General features: G+C 53.8%; 15 protein-coding genes. All 15 read right to left on the reverse strand.

The window, feature by feature from the left end; all coding sequences use genetic code 11:
* Positions 1-303: 303 nt before the first annotated feature.
* The 15 genes from speB to H6507_06115 all read right to left on the reverse strand — a co-directional run bounded on the left by speB (position 304) and on the right by H6507_06115 (position 16,412).
* The gene (gene speB / locus H6507_06045; GenBank protein MCB9368647.1) at positions 304-1,134 is read right to left on the reverse strand and encodes an agmatinase; all 831 of its coding nucleotides are present in this window, start codon (positions 1,132-1,134) and stop codon (positions 304-306) included.
* A gap of 72 nt (positions 1,135-1,206) precedes the next feature.
* On the reverse strand, positions 1,207-2,046 hold the full coding sequence (speE, locus tag H6507_06050) for a polyamine aminopropyltransferase (GenBank protein MCB9368648.1): 840 nt from the start codon (positions 2,044-2,046) through the stop codon (positions 1,207-1,209).
* A gap of 153 nt (positions 2,047-2,199) precedes the next feature.
* Entirely contained in the window at positions 2,200-2,667 is a 468-nt protein-coding gene (locus H6507_06055; protein MCB9368649.1) for an arginine decarboxylase, pyruvoyl-dependent, read from the reverse strand.
* A complete protein-coding gene (speD, locus tag H6507_06060; protein ID MCB9368650.1) occupies positions 2,668-3,078 on the reverse strand; it encodes an adenosylmethionine decarboxylase in 411 nt (136 codons plus the stop codon).
* 50 nt (positions 3,079-3,128) lie between these two features.
* Entirely contained in the window at positions 3,129-3,665 is a 537-nt protein-coding gene (locus H6507_06065) for a helix-turn-helix transcriptional regulator (GenBank protein ID MCB9368651.1), read from the reverse strand.
* A 260-nt stretch (positions 3,666-3,925) separates the two neighbouring features.
* Positions 3,926-5,350 carry a GTPase HflX gene (gene hflX / locus H6507_06070; GenBank protein ID MCB9368652.1) on the reverse strand — a complete coding sequence of 475 codons (1,425 nt, stop codon included), beginning with the start codon at positions 5,348-5,350 and terminating at the stop codon, positions 3,926-3,928.
* The gene (gene mazG / locus H6507_06075; GenBank protein MCB9368653.1) at positions 5,347-6,093 is read right to left on the reverse strand and encodes a nucleoside triphosphate pyrophosphohydrolase; all 747 of its coding nucleotides are present in this window, start codon (positions 6,091-6,093) and stop codon (positions 5,347-5,349) included. Before mazG ends, hflX begins: the two co-directional genes overlap by 4 nt.
* A gap of 79 nt (positions 6,094-6,172) precedes the next feature.
* Positions 6,173-6,694 carry a hypothetical protein gene (locus H6507_06080; GenBank protein ID MCB9368654.1) on the reverse strand — a complete coding sequence of 174 codons (522 nt, stop codon included), beginning with the start codon at positions 6,692-6,694 and terminating at the stop codon, positions 6,173-6,175.
* A complete protein-coding gene (locus H6507_06085) occupies positions 6,691-7,989 on the reverse strand; it encodes an HlyC/CorC family transporter (GenBank protein ID MCB9368655.1) in 1,299 nt (432 codons plus the stop codon). The genes H6507_06080 and H6507_06085 overlap by 4 nt, the downstream gene beginning before the upstream one ends.
* Complete coding sequence (gene ybeY / locus H6507_06090; GenBank protein ID MCB9368656.1) at positions 7,986-8,444, reverse strand: rRNA maturation RNase YbeY; 459 nt, start codon at positions 8,442-8,444, stop codon at positions 7,986-7,988. Before ybeY ends, H6507_06085 begins: the two co-directional genes overlap by 4 nt.
* A complete protein-coding gene (locus tag H6507_06095) occupies positions 8,437-9,510 on the reverse strand; it encodes a PhoH family protein (protein MCB9368657.1) in 1,074 nt (357 codons plus the stop codon). The genes ybeY and H6507_06095 overlap by 8 nt, the downstream gene beginning before the upstream one ends.
* A gap of 322 nt (positions 9,511-9,832) precedes the next feature.
* Entirely contained in the window at positions 9,833-11,602 is a 1,770-nt protein-coding gene (gene aspS, locus H6507_06100; protein ID MCB9368658.1) for an aspartate--tRNA ligase, read from the reverse strand.
* 237 nt (positions 11,603-11,839) lie between these two features.
* Positions 11,840-12,811, reverse strand: a complete 972-nt coding sequence (locus H6507_06105) for a DMT family transporter (GenBank protein MCB9368659.1) — start codon at positions 12,809-12,811, stop codon at positions 11,840-11,842.
* A 1,120-nt stretch (positions 12,812-13,931) separates the two neighbouring features.
* The gene (gene crcB / locus H6507_06110; protein MCB9368660.1) at positions 13,932-14,300 is read right to left on the reverse strand and encodes a fluoride efflux transporter CrcB; all 369 of its coding nucleotides are present in this window, start codon (positions 14,298-14,300) and stop codon (positions 13,932-13,934) included.
* Between the two features lie 105 nt (positions 14,301-14,405).
* Entirely contained in the window at positions 14,406-16,412 is a 2,007-nt protein-coding gene (locus tag H6507_06115; protein ID MCB9368661.1) for a hypothetical protein, read from the reverse strand.
* Positions 16,413-16,627: the final 215 nt, after the last annotated feature.

The following is a 16,627-nucleotide window of genomic DNA, read 5'->3' on the forward strand; positions in this document are numbered from 1 at the left end:
TTCTTTGAGTTATGCTGGAAATCAAGTACTTAAAAAATGGGGTCTGACCTAAGTTCAAAAAAGTTCTATACTGGTCAAAGTTCCCCAAATATAGTCAATCGGAATCAACTTGTCAAGGAAAATGTTTTGCCTATTTTTAACATTCTCAAACCCCGGCAAAACGAAAGTCCTTATTCCTTAGGGAGTTCGCAATCGACAGAGACCCTCGCTGGGCTTTAACTGTCTATCTCACTATTTCTTTTAGAGCTTATAGCAATTGCAAGAGCGAGCCTATGGCCAAAGCCGTGGCAAATTGCAAGCCAATCAGTAAAGAGTTGCGGTTGAAGCAAGAATCATTGAGCGAACGATCTTGGAGGAAACCACTGAGGATACTTGTGTTGGATCGTAGTCTGGCGATAGCTCAACTACATCCCAACCCACCCATTGTGAGCCAGAAAGTGCAATAATCCAGCTTTGCAACGTGGAAAAAGTGACCCCCCCAGGCTCTGGGGTACCGGTTCCCGGAAGTATTGAAGGATCAAGAACATCCAAGTCTAATGTGACGTATACTGGCCTATTCCCTACCCATGCACTCAAATCTGCCGGAGAACACGTATCTGGACGGTAAGTTCCAAATTTTTTTGCTATTTCGAACTCCTCCCGTGGTCCCGACCTCGGACCAATCTGCAAGATTCGTGACGGACTCACAAACTCCATGATCCTGCGCAGAACTGTCGCATGCGACAACCGGGTACCCAGATAGTCATCCCGTAGGTCTAAGTGTGCGTCAAACTGCACCAAGACCATGTCCGGAAACCGCGAAAACGCCGCTTTTGCGAGCGGCAGCGTCACCAAATGCTCTCCGCCGAGAGCTCCCGGAATTACCCCGGCGCTATAGAGTTCGCCAGCGGCTTGTTCAATGAGCTGCAGGGTTTCGTCTTTATCGCCGGGAGGCAAAATCAAGTCACCCAGATCGGCAAACTGCACGTCTTCCAAGTCAGCATTTGCAACCGGACAGTACGTTTCTAACCCGTCTGAGACATTCCGGATGGCCGCCGGACCAAAGCGCGTCCCCGGACGGAACGAACACGTTCCGTCATAGGGAAGTCCGAACAACGCCAAACGGGCGCCATCCAGCGATTGCTGGGCGCCCATATAAACTTGAGTTCTGGTTGTCGGAGTTTTGAAGGGAGGAACGAACGGTTTTATGTTTTGAACGGGAGATAACTAAGCGACTCCCAATTCACGCGCGAGAAAGGCGGGAACGGCAAACGCCGCTTCATGCACCGCCGGTGTATAATACTTGGACGACTGCGTGATCTCTTGCATCCGTTCGAGGCTTGCGGCCTCGATAGGATGCACGCTGTCCGACGCAAAAAAGAAACTCCACCACCCGTAAGGATAAGTCGGAATCACCGCTCCGTACCAATGAGCTTGCGAATAATTTTGCAGCAAAACGTCTCGAATAGTCCGCAGTTTTGAGTCAGGATCCCACGGGCTGTGCGATTGAGTGACGAGGACTCCTCCCGCCTTGAGTGCGCGCTTCGTCAAGCCAAAATATTCTTGCGTAAACAGCACTTCGCCGGGACCGATCGGATCCGTCGAATCCGACAAAATCACATCGAATTCACCTTCGTGGTTCTTCAGATATTCGAAGCCGTCGCCGACTTGAATATCCACTCGCGGATCATCGAGTTTGGACGTATGATTCGGAAAGTACTTGCGGCAAACGTCTATCACGTCGCCGTCAATTTCCGCCAACACCACGCGCTCCACTCCCGGATGACGAAGCACCTCACGTACGGTCCCTCCGTCTCCTCCGCCGACGACGCAAACGCTCTTCGGAGCGGGATGCGAAACCATCGCCGGGTGAGTCAGCATCTCGTGGTAAACGAACTCATCTTTTTCCGTGGTCATCATGCAGCCATCGAGGACCAAAGTCTTGCCCCAACGCTCTGTTTCGACGATCTCCACGAGCTGGTACTTCGACTGCTTCGAGTACAGCACACCGCCAGCTTTCCAGCCGCCGCGAATGGGTCCGTATGTTTCAGTTAGCCAGAGTTCCATGTCTCTCCTTGGGGAAGACAGAAGATAGTGAACGGCCAATAGAATCTCAACTCTATCAAGATTCTCGATTTACATAAATTATGAACTTAGAGTCCAAACAAAAAGAAATCGGCCTCCTTGTTAGGAGGCCGATACTCTATACAATTTGACTTGTTAGGTCCAGAGGACGACGCCTGCGAATGCCGCACCCTTTTTTTCGACCTTTCCGGACACCACCGCAAACTTCAAATCAGCCAGCTTCCACCCTCTTTGGCGAAAAGCCGACTCGACTTTGGCGATCACGATGTTCTTGCATTCTTCTTCCGATCCGTGCATGTGGTGTTCCATAATTACACCCGGCAGAGTCGGATCGTCCGTAACACCCAAAGCCACTCCGGCACTGACCGTTTCGCCGGGAATCGAACTTACTTCGTCGGCATAAGCAATCGGAACAAGTGCGCCGTACGGAAGCTGAATCGGTGCAATCTCTTTTGCAGCCGGAGGCAGAATCGAACTCATGCGCACGAGGTTAACATTCCCAACTCCTGCGGCAAGCAGTGAATTGTCGAACGCGTTCAGTTCCGTATCGCCTTCGGAAAATCCCTTGACCAGAAAATATTTGTCGGGAGTCTTTATGATCATTTACGCTACCGCCGCCGTCATCATCGCGGTCGGCTTGTGCGAATCGAAACGGAGACCGTGTGAATTCATGATGCCGCGCTTCATCTCCATCGCGGTGAATTCTTCGGCTTCCAACGCTTGCTTCAAATGTTCGAAAGCAACCGCCGGATCGACTTCGTCGCCGCACGTGAACAGGTCCACGGCCGCGTAACCGAATTCCGGCCACGTGTGAATAGCAAGGTGCGACTCGGCGATGATAATTGCGCCGGACACACCGTACGGATTGAACAAGTGAAATGCCTCAGTCACGATCGTTGCGCCCGCCTTTAGAGCGGCTTCACGCATGGCGCGCTTAACCGCGGCGACGTCGTTCAAGAGTTCAGGATTACACTTGTGGTAATCGACCACAATTTGTTGTCCCAAAGATTTCAATGCAGGTTCTCCTACCTGAAAAGGTGAAAAGGTGAAAAACCCAACGCTACTTAAAAAGTGGGCGGCGTTGTAACCCAGAGAAATTCCGCGGTGCGTTTTCCGGCATTGCGGATAAAATGTTCTTTCTCTCCGGAAAAGTAAAAACTCGCTCCGGAAGAAGCCGAAAAAATGTCGTTGCCAAATACCAACTGAATCGTTCCTGACATCACGAACCCGAACGCTTCTCCTTGATACGGTCGCGTCGGGTAGGTTTGCTGATCGGCCTCCAGTGTAACCAAGGCCGCTTCCATTTCCCGGTCCGCCCCGCCCGGTATCAGCAATTCGAAGCTCTCGGCTCCAGTTTCCGCAATCGAGATCCGTTCAATCTTGTTGAACACAACCTGATCCGGCTGCGTCTCTTTGAAGAAGTCGGAGACCTTGATATCGAGAACTTTTAGAATCCCGATCAAGCTGTCTACCGATATGCTGGTCTGGTCGCGCTCGAGTTGGGAGATAAATCCCTTGGTCAAGTCAGCGCGCTCGGCCAGCTCTTCTTGGGTCAGGTTCCGGGCCAGTCGGAGGTTTCTTATTCGTGCTCCGATTTCCACCGGTCTGTATTCCAAGTATATTAAACTTTCTGTTCAATAAATTGAAGCGGCAATATAATGAGAAAAGGGGGTCTTGTCAAGACCCCCTTTGGGATACACTTCTCCTAACCTACTGGGTTTCCAGCTCCTAAGCCAAAAATCCGGAGAAACGAAAGTTTAATATATTACGCCCCTTAGCGCACTTAACCTGAACCGCAAGGGACCCCAAAAGCTAACAATTGGAGAGAAAACCCTGCCGACCCACACGTTTTTTTCGAGACTTACGCCTCTTTTTCCGAGTTTTCAACGTCCTCATCCGACCCCGGAACAATCCCACGTCTCCACGGATCAGACTTGGGCCGTTCAATCAGCCCCAACCGTCCCGCTTCCACGCGGTCCATCTGCACCCGTACCAATACCGTATCCCCTTTAGGTTCAGTACTTTGAACTTCCCCCACCCGGTACAATTCCTGCCATAATTTCCCATTCGCTGGATCAAGTTCGATTTCGAGCTGGACCTTCTCCTGCTCCATGATATGACGCATCCGTTCTCTAAGGAGATCGAGCCCAGTTCCTTCCCGTGCCGAAATAAGCTCAGCTTCAGGCTTGGTCTCTTTCACCCACTTCAGGACCGACGGATCGTCCAAGGCATCAACCTTGTTGAAAACTTCGATGGCCGGAATGTCGCTCACACCCATCTCGCCCAAGATTAGCTCCACTGCTTCCATTTGCTCGCGGTAGGTCGGCGAGGCCGCGTCGACCACGTGGACAATGCAGTCCGCCTCGGAAATCTCAGCCAACGTCGAGCGAAAACTCGCCACAAGTCCCGGCGGCAGCTTGCGAATGAAGCCCACGGTATCTGAAAGCACGGCTTTGATCCCCTGCCCCAGAGGAAGATTTCTCGTAGTAGAATCTAACGTCGCGAACAAGAGGTTCTCTTCAAAAACTCCCGCTGACGTCAGAACATTCATGAGTGTTGATTTTCCGACGTTGGTGTAACCTGCGAGCGAAAACCTGAACACCTCCTGCCGTTTCGCGCGCTGCGTTCGGTGCTGCTTCTCTATATGAGAGAGATCGTCTTCCAATTTGCGAATCCGCGAGCGAATAATCCGGCGGTCGGTTTCGATCTGCGTTTCACCCGGACCGCGCATGCCGATACCCCCCCGTTGCCGTTCAAGGTGCGTCCACGCTCCCGTCAAGCGCGGCAGCATATACTTCAGTTGCGCAAGCTCCACCTGCGTTTTTGCTTCGCGAGTTTGCGCGCGCTTGGCAAAAATATCCAAAATAAGTCCCGACCTGTCCACCAGCCGGGTCTTGAATTCGCGTTCGAGATTTCTCGCCTGCGCCGGAGCGGGGTCTTCGTCGAAAACCACAAGGTCCGCGTTCACCTCTGCCACCAACCCCGCAATTTCGGCGGCCTTTCCCTTGCCCATATAGAGAGCGGGATCGATACTTCTAAGTTTGACCAGTTCCTTGTCGACAATCTCCGCGCCCGCAGTTTCAGCCAGCATCTCAAGCTCTTCCAAATGCTCCTGCGCCGTGGTCAAGCTATCCCCCGGTTTGCAAATGCCGATCAAAAACGCACGCTCTTTTTTCGGGACGAGCGCGTTCTCGGCGTCTCCCTTGGAGGCGTCTTCAATCCGCAACCGGTCAAACCCCAAAGACCGCGACCGGTCATCTCCGATACTGTTTCTGGCCTTACTCATGCGTTCTCTTTCTCGCGCTCTTTCGCCAAGTCCCACAACTTATCCATCTTTTCCAGCCCCGCTTCATGCAGCGGCACTCCCTCTTCATTCAGTTGCAATTCAATCTGTCCGAACCGGTTCGTAAACTTTTGAATCGAGCCGCGCAGAGCTTCTTCAGGATGAATATTCAACTTTCTTCCGAGATTCACCATCGTAAACAACAAATCACCGAATTCCGCTTCTATCTTCTCGCGGTCCCCTTCAGCAAGTTCCTGCTTCAACTCTTCGATCTCTTCGGTCATCTTTTTCCACACCGGTTCATCCGACGGCCAATCGAATCCCACCGCCGCGGCTTTCTCCTGCACACGGTAAGCGCGGTTCAAAGCAGGCTGGTTCTTTGGCACACCCGACAAAAGCTGCGGCTTGTGCGTCTCATTGAGCTTAATCTTTTCCCACTGCTTGTTCACGTCGTCGGTCGAATTAACAACCGCGTCGCCAAACACATGCGGATGCCTGCGAATCAACTTCTCGTTAATCTCATGCAGCACTCCCGCAATGTCGAATAGTTTCTCTTCGTGAGCAAGCTGCGCATGAAACACGATATGCAACAGCAAGTCGCCAAGCTCTTTCTTCAACTCTCCGTAAGCCTTGCGGTCTATCGAATCCAGGACTTCATACGTTTCTTCGATCAGGTAAGGCCGCAGCGATTCATGCGTCTGCTCGCGGTCCCACGGACAGCCGTCGGGCGCGCGCAGCGCCGCCATAATGTGCACAAGCCGCTCGAACTCTGCGGCGGCTTGTGAAGATTCGGGGGTATGTTCGAAATTCCGCTTCACGCGATCTCTACAAATAATTCAACAAAGCCATGATGCGCCGTCCGTTATCGTTGGACGTGCTTTCTACCAAAAGATTATAAAGGTTTGACGTCGCCGGATGCGCCAACGCGATCTTCGTTTGCGCCCGCGCTTCCTTCACGAGTCCCGCGACATACAGCTCTGGACTGACCGAAAGATCAATCAGCAAGTCGAACTCAGCGGATTTTACGGATTTCAAAGTCTGTTCATCCGGCATTCCGAACCGCGTTGCGTGAACAGGATCAAAACTCTTCACGACGCAAAACTCGTTAATTACGAGCCAGCTTCGAAAATTTTCACGCACGAAAATCGTCGTCTGCGCGTGCATCAACCGCGCAAGAATGTCCGGCAATATCGTGCGCACAATATCGAAGTCGTCAAAGTTCGCCGGCAGCACGACACAAACTTTGCGCGCGTTTTCAGTCACGCGCGGCAGCGACACGCGGCTGTTCGCGGCTTCACTTTTGCGCCACGACAAGAGCATCCAACCGATTCTCTCTTTGATCGTCATTCGTTGTTGTCCGATATCGCTTCGCGGCGCACGACGCGTACGCGGCCCAATCTGTGCTTACGCACTTCTTCGATGATAAATTCGTAATTGTGGTATTCCACAATCGTATGCGCTTCCGGAAAATCGCCGATCTCCGAAAGCAAGAATCCGCCCAGCGTATCGAAGTCGTCGTCGATCGGAATTACGTCGTCGTCCAAAACTTCATTCACCGTTTCCACGTCGAGCTTCGCGTCAATCAACACCGTATTTTCGTCGATGCGTGTCCATAAATCCCGTTCCGCGTCGTGCTCGTCTTGAATCTCTCCGACGATCTCTTCAATCACGTCTTCCAGAGTGACCAGTCCCGCCGTGCCGCCGTATTCATCGACCGCAATCGACATGTGTACGCGCTGCTCTTGAAACTGTTTCAGAAGTTCATCGGCGGTTTTCGCTTCGGGCACGAAATGCGCCGCGCGAATAATACGTCTTAAATCGACTTCATCCTTGAACGGATAGAATGTCATCAAGTCTTTCGCGTGCAAAATGCCGATGATGTTGTCGACCCGCTCATCAAACACAGGAATACGCGAATGTCCGCACTTGCGCAAGGTGTCCAGCACTTTTGAAATCGGAGTCTTGACTTCGATCGCGATCATGTCCGTGCGCGGCACCATGATTTCACGGACTGTGATTTCACCCAACTCGAAAATCGAATGAATCATGTCGCGTTCGGATTTCTCGAGCGCGCCGTGTTCTTCGCCGACTTCCAAAAGGGTTTTGATCTCTTCTTCCGAAATCCACAACTTCTTTTTCTCGACTCCTAACCCGCGCGCGATTCCGTCCGCGATCGGAGTGATCAAAGCCGTAATCGGATACATCAGCATGGTCAACAGATTCAGCGGCGCGGCAATCGCCAATGAGAAACTCAGCGGATTGCGTACGGCCGCGAACTTCGGCAGAATCTCCGCGCCGATCAAAATCACCAGAGTGACGACGACGCCCTGAATAACGTACACCGCCCACTCGCTGATCGCAAAATGTGCCACGAGTCTCGACGTCGCCAGAGCCGCCACCGTCGCCGCCAAAATATTGACAATCGTATTGCCCGTCAAGAGCGAGATCAAGAGCTTGCGCGGGTCTTTCAGGAGTTTGGCCAACACGCGTGCGCGGCTGTCTTCCGACGAGCCGTTCAGTATTTCGCTAATCTGCGAGCGCGTCAAAGAAAACAGCGCCGTCTCCGACGAAGAGAAGAACGCCGAGAACAAGAGCAGTCCGCAAAACGCGACAAAGCTCCACAAGAGATAGCCGTCTATCACAGTGTGCCTCCTGCTCTCAATGCGTGGTCTTCCGCGCGCCGCATCTGCTTGCGTCCGTGTTCCGTGTGGTCGTCGAGCCCCGCCAAATGCAGCACGCCGTGGGCCGCCAATCGAGCGATCTCTTCATAGAGCGGCACACGGTATTCTTTCGCCTGCCTGCGTGCTTGATCGAGACAAATATAGATTTCGCCTTCGAGCGCCGCGTCGGGGTCGGTGAGGTTGAAAGTAATGACGTCCGTCGTACCGCGCAAATTCAGAAACTCACGGTGGAGTTTCGCCATTTTGCGGTCGTTCACGAGAACAAATCGAATTGTGCCGACGGGTCGTAGAACTTTGCGCATGGCCACGCTTGCGCAGGCCATCGCGTAGTCTTTGCGCACGCGCGCGCGGGGAATCTCAGAGTAAAACTCGAGTTTGCCTCGCACGCGCCTGCGCGAGGGAGGGTGATCAGTCATTAGCGGAGGACGGCTTGCTGCGGTGTTCGGGCAGCTTGCCGAGATCTTCACCTGTTTCGTTGGCTGCGTCGCCGCTCGCGCTCGCAGAGTCTTGAAGGAAACGGTCATACGCTCCGACGATACGGGCCACGAGCGGGTGGCGGACGACGTCGGATTTATTCAATTTTACGAATTCAATGCCGGCAATGCCGTCGAGAATATACTGGATGCCGAGCAAGCCGCTGTCACTGCGGCGCGGCAAGTCGATTTGCGTTAAGTCGCCGGTGATGACAGCCTTCGAATTTTCGCCCATACGGGTCAAAAACATCTTCATCTGACCGGCCGTCGTGTTCTGCGCTTCGTCCATAATCAGAAACGCGTTGTCGAGCGTACGGCCGCGCATATAAGCCAGCGGAGCGATTTCGATAATTTGACGGTCGAGCAGTTTACGCAGACGGTCTCCGGGAATCATCTTCATCAGCGCGTCATACAGCGGCCGGAAATACGGATCGACTTTTTCACGCACATCGCCCGGCAAAAATCCCAAGCTCTCTCCCGCTTCCACCACGGGACGCACCAAAATAATCCGGTCGAATTTCCCCTGCTGGAACATCTGTACGGCACACACTACTGCGATAAACGTCTTGCCCGTTCCCGCGGGACCGAACGCGAACGTCAAATCGCTGCGCTGGATCGCTTCCCAGTATTCGTTTTGTCCTGCGGTGCGCGGATTGAAGCTCCGGTCGCCGCTGCGGAACATCGCCGCAAACGGAGTGTCCGTATCCGACTGCATATCGCGCGCGGAAACTCCCACGCGCAGCACGCGGTCGATGTCGCCGCGTGAAAGTTGTCCCAATTTGCGGGTGATGCCGACGAGTTCCATGATCAGTTCGACGGCTTCCAAATTTTCTGCTTGCGTGCCGCGGATCAATATTTTTTCGCGGCGCGCCGTCACCTTCGACGGAATGTGTCTTTGCAGGTAGCGAAGATTCTCGTCGTTGGGGCCCAAGAGTGGCCTCAGGACTCCTTCTTCAATGGGTAGTTCGACTATTTCGATGAAGTCCTGCGGGGCCTGTTCAGCAGCCATAGAGCGTTGACTCAGCGGAAGTCCTCCTGTAGTTCAATCCACAAAAAATACCTCGCGTCGGACGAAATTGCCCGGCGGAGGTACCTAAAACATACGCATTCTGTCTGTTTCCGAGATACTTATCCACTCGATTTGGGTATCGCTAACCCTAATATTCCTTTTGCGATTCGGACCACCAGTTAAATGTAACAAAAAACAGGCCTCTTGTCAACGGAACTTGGGCACAAAGTAAAACTTGTCATAGCATGAGAGTTTAGTTAGGGAGTTGTGAATTAAGGATTTCCCGTGCTTGTCCACAACACTGCGCAATCGTCTTTGCAGTCTACTTCCCCGGCAGCAGAGCGATCTGCAAATCTGTCAAGAGCTTAGGATCGACTGGCGAGGGGCTACCGTCCATCAGTGACTGGGCCAAGGTTGTCTTGGGAAACGCGATAACGTCACGAATGGGGCGGTTTGTCAACACCATGATCATCCGGTCGAAGCCCAACGCAAATCCACCCATCGGAGGCGCGCCGTACTTCAGAGCATCCACGAGGAAGCCGAACCGCAACTTTGCCTCTTCGTCGGAAATCCCCAACATCTTGAAGATTTTCGCCTGCTGAACCGGATCGTGAATACGAATTGAACCGGACAAAAGTTCATTGCCGTTCATCACGAGGTCGTAGGACGTGCTGCGGACGTTCCACGGCTCCGTGTCGAGCATGTGCGCGTCGTCGGGATGAAATCCGGTGAACGGATGGTGCGCGGGCCACACTTCACCCGTTTCTTCGTCGCGCTCGAACAGCGGAAAATCCACGACCCAGAACATCGAAACTTTGCGATGATCGGCGGGATCAAACAGCTTGAAGTGCTCCGCAAGTTTGATGCGCAAAACGCCCAGCGATTTCAGCACGTCGCTCTTCTTGCCGACTGCAAGCAAGAGCAGGTCGCCCGTTTCGCCCTTGAGTTGCGTGACTATTTTTGCCAGCGCCGCATCATCGACTTTCCCCACCAACACACCCGACAGTCCTTCCGCCGTAATTTTGATCGGCAAAATTCCGCCCAGCCCCGAAGCCTTGGCAAGCTCTTCCACTTCACCAAATTGCTTGCGCGACAAATCAGCTTGCCCCGGAACTCGCAGACCAATCACAACTCCGCCGTTGTCAATCGCTCCGCGAATTACACGAAACTCCGTGTCCTTTACAAGCTCCGAGACGTTCTCAAACTTCAAATCATAGCGAAGATCAGGCTTGTCTGAGCCGTAGCTTTCAACACATTCATTGTACGACAGTCGCTTCAGCGGCATCGGCAGATCCACGCCCCAGATGTCGCGCAGAATCTTTACCCACAATCCTTCCACGACTTCGAACACCATATCGCGGTTCGCAAACGACATCTCGACGTCGATCTGCGTGAACTCGGGCTGACGATCGCTTCTCAAATCCTCGTCGCGAAAACATTTGCAGATCTGAAAATACTTGTCGAAACCCGCGACCATCAAAATCTGTTTGTAAATCTGCGGCGATTGCGGCAGCGCGTAGAACTGATGAGGAAAAACACGAGACGGCACAAGATAGTCGCGCGCGCCTTCGGGAGTGCTCTTCACCAAGCACGGCGTTTCCACTTCAATAAAACCCTGCTCCGAAAAATGCAGCCGAGCAATATTCGCAACTCGGTGCCGCATCATCAGCACTTCTTGCAATTCGTTGCGCCGCAAATCGAGATAGCGGTATTTCAGGCGCAGTTCGTCGGACGCCTTGTCCTGCGTTTCGATTTGGAACGGCAGTTCGGGACAGCGGTTCAAAACTTCAATCGCGGTCGCCACGACTTCGACTTCGCCTGTCGGCAGATCGGCGTTGATCATCCCCTCGGGACGCGTGCGCACCTTGCCGTGAATCTCAACCACCCACTCGCTCTTCAGCTCATGAGCAATTTTGATCACGTCCCCTTGCTCCGGCTCGACCACCACTTGCGTTTTACCATAGCGGTCACGCAGGTCAATAAACACCAGCCCGCCAAGGTCGCGCGCGCGCGCCACCCAGCCCTGCAGAACCACAGTCTTTTCGTTATCGATTTTGCGGAGTTCCCCGCAAGTATGCGTCCGAGTAGTCATAAGTTGTTTTCTCGCCGTTGTGGGTCTCGAGACCCGCAACGGCGTATAAATCATTGTTTGCGCTGGAAATAACAGCGCCGCCCGAAGGCGGCGCAGGTCGTGCGTTCACAGGGTAATATGGAGGAAATTAAGCGAAAAATCAACCCATATCAAGTCGCGGCGGCAGGTGTCTTCACCTGCCCCGCAAACCGAGATCGCATGCGTCCCCCACTAGGTCGGGCCTCCGGCCCGACGCACCTACCCAAACGTCACCAAATACACCCCGATCACGGCCAGCACAATCCCGATCACCCGCTTCTTGGTCAATCTCTCTTTTAAGAAAACTCCCGCCAGAATAAATACGAACAGGTTACTCGTCTGATTGAGCGCGGCGGCCTGCGACGCTTGAGTGAATTTGATACCCGCGACCCATGCCATCAACGCGATATATTGCCCCATCAGCGTTCCACTGAGCGTCCACCCCCACCCTTTTCGCACGAGCAGCGATTTCAAAATCTCCCGTCGACCTCGCAGAAACATCAGCGTAATCAGAATCGCCGCGACCCCGCCGATCTGCCGCATCTCGATCACCCACAACAGCGAGTGCTTGTTGAGCAGCGGTTTCATAATCACAATCGACACCGCCATACAAACCATCGCCGTAACACCCCACAAGACTCCGATTGCATTCCCCCTCGCTTCAGCGGGGGGGCCAGGGGGGGTCTCTGCATTCCCCTCCGGTCCTCCGGGGGGGCTAGGGGGGGTAGAATTGCCAAGCGAATCCGTCTCCGTTGCGATTTGGGATTTGGAATTTGGAACTTTCCCGCCGCCCCAAACCGCCTCGAGCACCGCCGAGACAATCAGGAGCACGCCAAAAATTTGCAGCAGCGAGAGCGATTCGCCCAACCAGATCACGGAGGCCAAAATCACCGTCGGGCTATAGAGACAGTCGATGATTGAGGTCAGCGCCGCGCCCAGCCGGTTGAGCATCATAAAGAACAGCGTATCGGCCAACCCAATACCAATCGCGCCGCTCACCAAAAGCCACAGCATATCCCCGCGCGGCATATCAAAGGCGAGCGATCCCTCAATCGCAAGAATCGTCAGCAGCACCAGCACCCCGCTCACGGTACTTTTGAAAAGATTCAGCGCCACCGGATGCACCGTCTCGCCCGACTTCTTATACAAGATCACGGCCACCGCCCACAGCAAAGCCGTCAGCAGCGCCAATGTTTCACCAAGATGCGGAAGGGAAGTCAAATGAAGAAAATGAAATGATGTAGGGGCGGATGGCAATCCGCCCGTTTCGCCGAGCGGGGATTTAGCGTAGCGGTTCCCCGCCGGAATCTGAACCTCCGCCGAGCCGGGTCAAGCAAAGCGCAACCCGGCCGGAACGATTTCGCTAAGAGAAGAATCAAACGCCGCCCCAAAGGACGGCGTTTAAAATATCGCAGATTCAAAACCGAAAAACAAGGCTCTGAATTTCCCCCCGGTCATGTGCTTCACAAGCACTCCGGGGGGATAAAGGGGGGTCAAACGGTTAAGCAAAATCGAGACTGTCAGTCGCGGCGGCGGGTTCGTGTGCTTGACAAGCACCCACCCGCCCCGTTCATCGAGAATGTAAAACGGTTTTGTCATCCTGAACGTAGTGAAGGATCTATTCAGAGTGGGCGAGCATCTTGAGTTTTTCGATAATCCCGAGCCGCTGTATTTAAACATACACGCGCGTCAAAGGACTGATCAACCGTGTCCGGCCTGAAGTGTGAATCCTTAACCATAGGTCGAGCCTCCGGCTCGACGAGGATCGGAGGGGCAGAGGGTCAGCAAGCAGCTTGTCGTGCTGGTAAGTTCTAGTAGCCCCTGACCGGGCGAAGACGATCCCCTGCAACAGACGATACCGCCCATCAAACGGCACCCCTCCCCTACTACCTCCCTGCCTCCGGCAGGGGCGGACGGGCATCACTCCCAGAGCGACGGCCAGAGGCCGACGGTAGTAGCGGTTCTCGAAAATGAAAAAGCAGGCCAAGGCCTGCCACTACGTATTGAACTCCCACTCACGCGGGCGGAACGCCTTCCGCCCTACACTCAGATTCCGGCCGGGTTGCGCTACGCTTAACCCAGCTCGGCGAATGAGAAGTGTTTCCTCTTTCCTCTTTCCTCTTTCCTCTTTGCTATTTGCTATTTGCTATTTTCGATTTGGGATTTGGGATTTTCTCCAGATTCCGGCAGGGAACCGCGCTGACGCGCTAAATCCCTGCTCGGCGAATGAGAAGTGTTTCCTCTTTCCTCTTTTCCGCTATCCTTTATCCCTTATCCTTTATCCTTCTCCGCCATCCTTCATCCTTCCAAGCTACCCCAGCACCCTCCCCACTCCCAGCCCAATCCACGTCCCCGCCAAACAGCCTACCAGCGTGACGCCGATGTTCGTCATCGCGGCCGCGACTTTCGCCTCTTGAATCAGCGCGATCGTCTCGTAGCTGAACGATGAATAGGTCGTGAATCCTCCCAGCAATCCGATCGTCAAAAACAGCTTTAGCCCCGGCGCGTCGTCGAACCGCGCGGCGAGTCCCGACATCACCAGCCCGATCACGAAGCAGCCCGTGATATTCACGACAGCCGTTCCGTAAGGAAATCCCAGCGACGTCAGCCGGTACACAATCCCCGATCCCCAATAGCGAAGCAGTGCACCCAGCCCGCCTCCGACAAAAATAAGCAGCATGTTGTTCATTCTGAAAAGCTACTTATAACCCTCCGAATAATCAAGAAAAAAAGACGCGAAAACCACTTCGGTCTCCGCGCTTTTCAATTTTCTATTTGCCATTTTCTATTTTCTGCCCGCCTGCCAAATCCCACCTCTGAGCGGATACTTGGTCGGATCGCGTTCGGCCAGTCGCGCATAGAGCTCTTGACCGCCCTTGGAATCATAACCGTTCGCCACGGCCCACTCGTGACCTTCTTCGAGAGTCGCAAGCTCTTGATCTGCCGCACGGACACTGAACTTGTAGAGTTTCGAGCGCAGCGACGCGGCTTGCGGATCGCGGCGGTCGAGCGTGTTCGTGGCGAGGTCGAGAGATTCGTGAACGGTTCTGTTCATCGCAGCGTAGTCGCGGTCCATTGCCAGTTTGTGCTCGGCCAAAATCGAAAGCGAATCATGATCAGTGACGGCCGCGAAGAGTTTGGTGATGACTTTTTCGAGCGCGTCGGAAGACTCCGTGGCGAGTTTTTTCGCTTCCACGATCTGCTCTTCGAAGGCTTCAGTCATTGATTCGACCGCATCGGGATTTCCGGTCACTCCGAGCGTCCGCGAAATTTGCGTGGCGTTCGACGACGTCGTTTGCCACTGACTTCCGCAGAGTTTGCGAAGTTCGGTCACCGGAGTCATTAAGTCGTTATAGAGAGTCGAAATCGCGAGATTCGCATTCTTGATATCGGGATTTTGCCGGGCGTAACGCAGCGCGAGCTTGCGGTAGTCGGCGCATTTTTCGAGTACGGGCAGAGCTTCGTGAACGATCGCGTCGAATCTCGGAGTAAAGCCGTTTTGTCCGAAACTCCTGAGCGGAGTCTTTTGCCACAGCGATTCCGACCAGTTTTCCAACTGATTGGCCGCGTGAACATAAAGATCGTAGGTCAGTTGTTTCGCTTCCGACTGGAAATCGGCGGTTTGTGCGGACCAATGTCCGGCAGCAAGCGGCGGAAGAACTTGATCTTTGTGCGCGGCGGTTTCCAAAAACATGTCGGCAGCTTCGTCATATTCGTCCAAGGCTTGATCACGGAGGCGGTCGCGAATCGCAAGATCTTCCGGCCGGCTGGAAAACATCCCGAGGCGCAGCAAAGCGTCGCCGTGAAGTCTGTGAAGTTTTCCGGTTAGAACCGCGACTGCGGATTCATAGGACGGCGCAACGGTTAATAATTCGTTCGTATTTTTCTCAAGGTCGCTGCACCACCGCGCGGCCTCTTTGGCGTTCCATTCGAGCGAGACTTGGAGTTTCTTTTCGAGCGCCGCGAATTCGAATTGCAGAAGTTCCCATCTTGCTCTCGCGGCCGCATTCGCGACTAACGGAGAATCGAAGCCGGGCCGTTTCTTCTGTTTTTCCCAGACGTCCCACGCTTGATCGAATTCGGTTTTCGCTTGCAGATCATGTTTCAGGAATTGTTCGATCAAACCAAGTTCGACACTTGCGCGCAAGGCTTCGGGAGTATTGGGAGCGGAATTGTTGCTCAGCCTGAACAGAACGTGCTGCGCATCGTCGGTTCTGTCGGAACGAAGCAGCGAGTTCGCGAGCAGCAGTTGATCGGTCGCGGGAAGGTTGTAATTTGAACGGATCAGATCGACACCAAGGAACGACGCGGGGATCCAGAGTTGTTCAGAGATATATGCGCGAAAGAGCTCAGCTTTGAACTCATTTGCCCAAGGTTGGTCGGGATGCGTGCCGCTTTGATCAAGCAGAATATCCGCGACTTCGAGTTGTTCATTGGGAGACCCGCCGACGGGCCAGACGTAGGGCAGCGCATACTTCATCCACGGAGCGGACGGGTCAGACGTACAAAGATTCAGAGCCCATTTGTGACCTTTGGGGTTTGCAGAAATTGCCTGTTCGATCAAGGTGATAGTTTGGCAAGTTGAATCTTGCCAGCGCGTGTCGCCGCTATACAACACGGCGTCCTTTAGCTGTTGCTCCAGTACTTTAAGTTGACCGACATCGGGGACGGGTTGATCGAGTAGGAGTCTTGCAGATTGCAAGTGTTGTTGCAAATCTGAAGCGGCGCGCGTGGCCGACGCGGCGAATATCATGCAAAGGCAAGCGATGTACATCAATTTTTGGTAGCGCACGGGAAGAACTCCTGTTTAGGCGCAGATGTACGGGGCAAGAGACGGGCCAGACGTGCGAGGATGAGGGATGGGGGATGGGGGATGGAAGTGGAGTATTGAAAATAGCAAATGGAAAATAGAAAAGGCGGAGGGGGGAAATTTGAAATATGAAGGCAGAATTCGGATTCCGGCCGGGTTGCAGAAGACCTTAACCCGGCTCGGCGGAAGGGGCACCC

The sequence above is a fragment of the Calditrichota bacterium genome (assembly GCA_020637445.1).
Classification (GTDB): Bacteria; Electryoneota; RPQS01; order RPQS01; family RPQS01; genus JABWCQ01.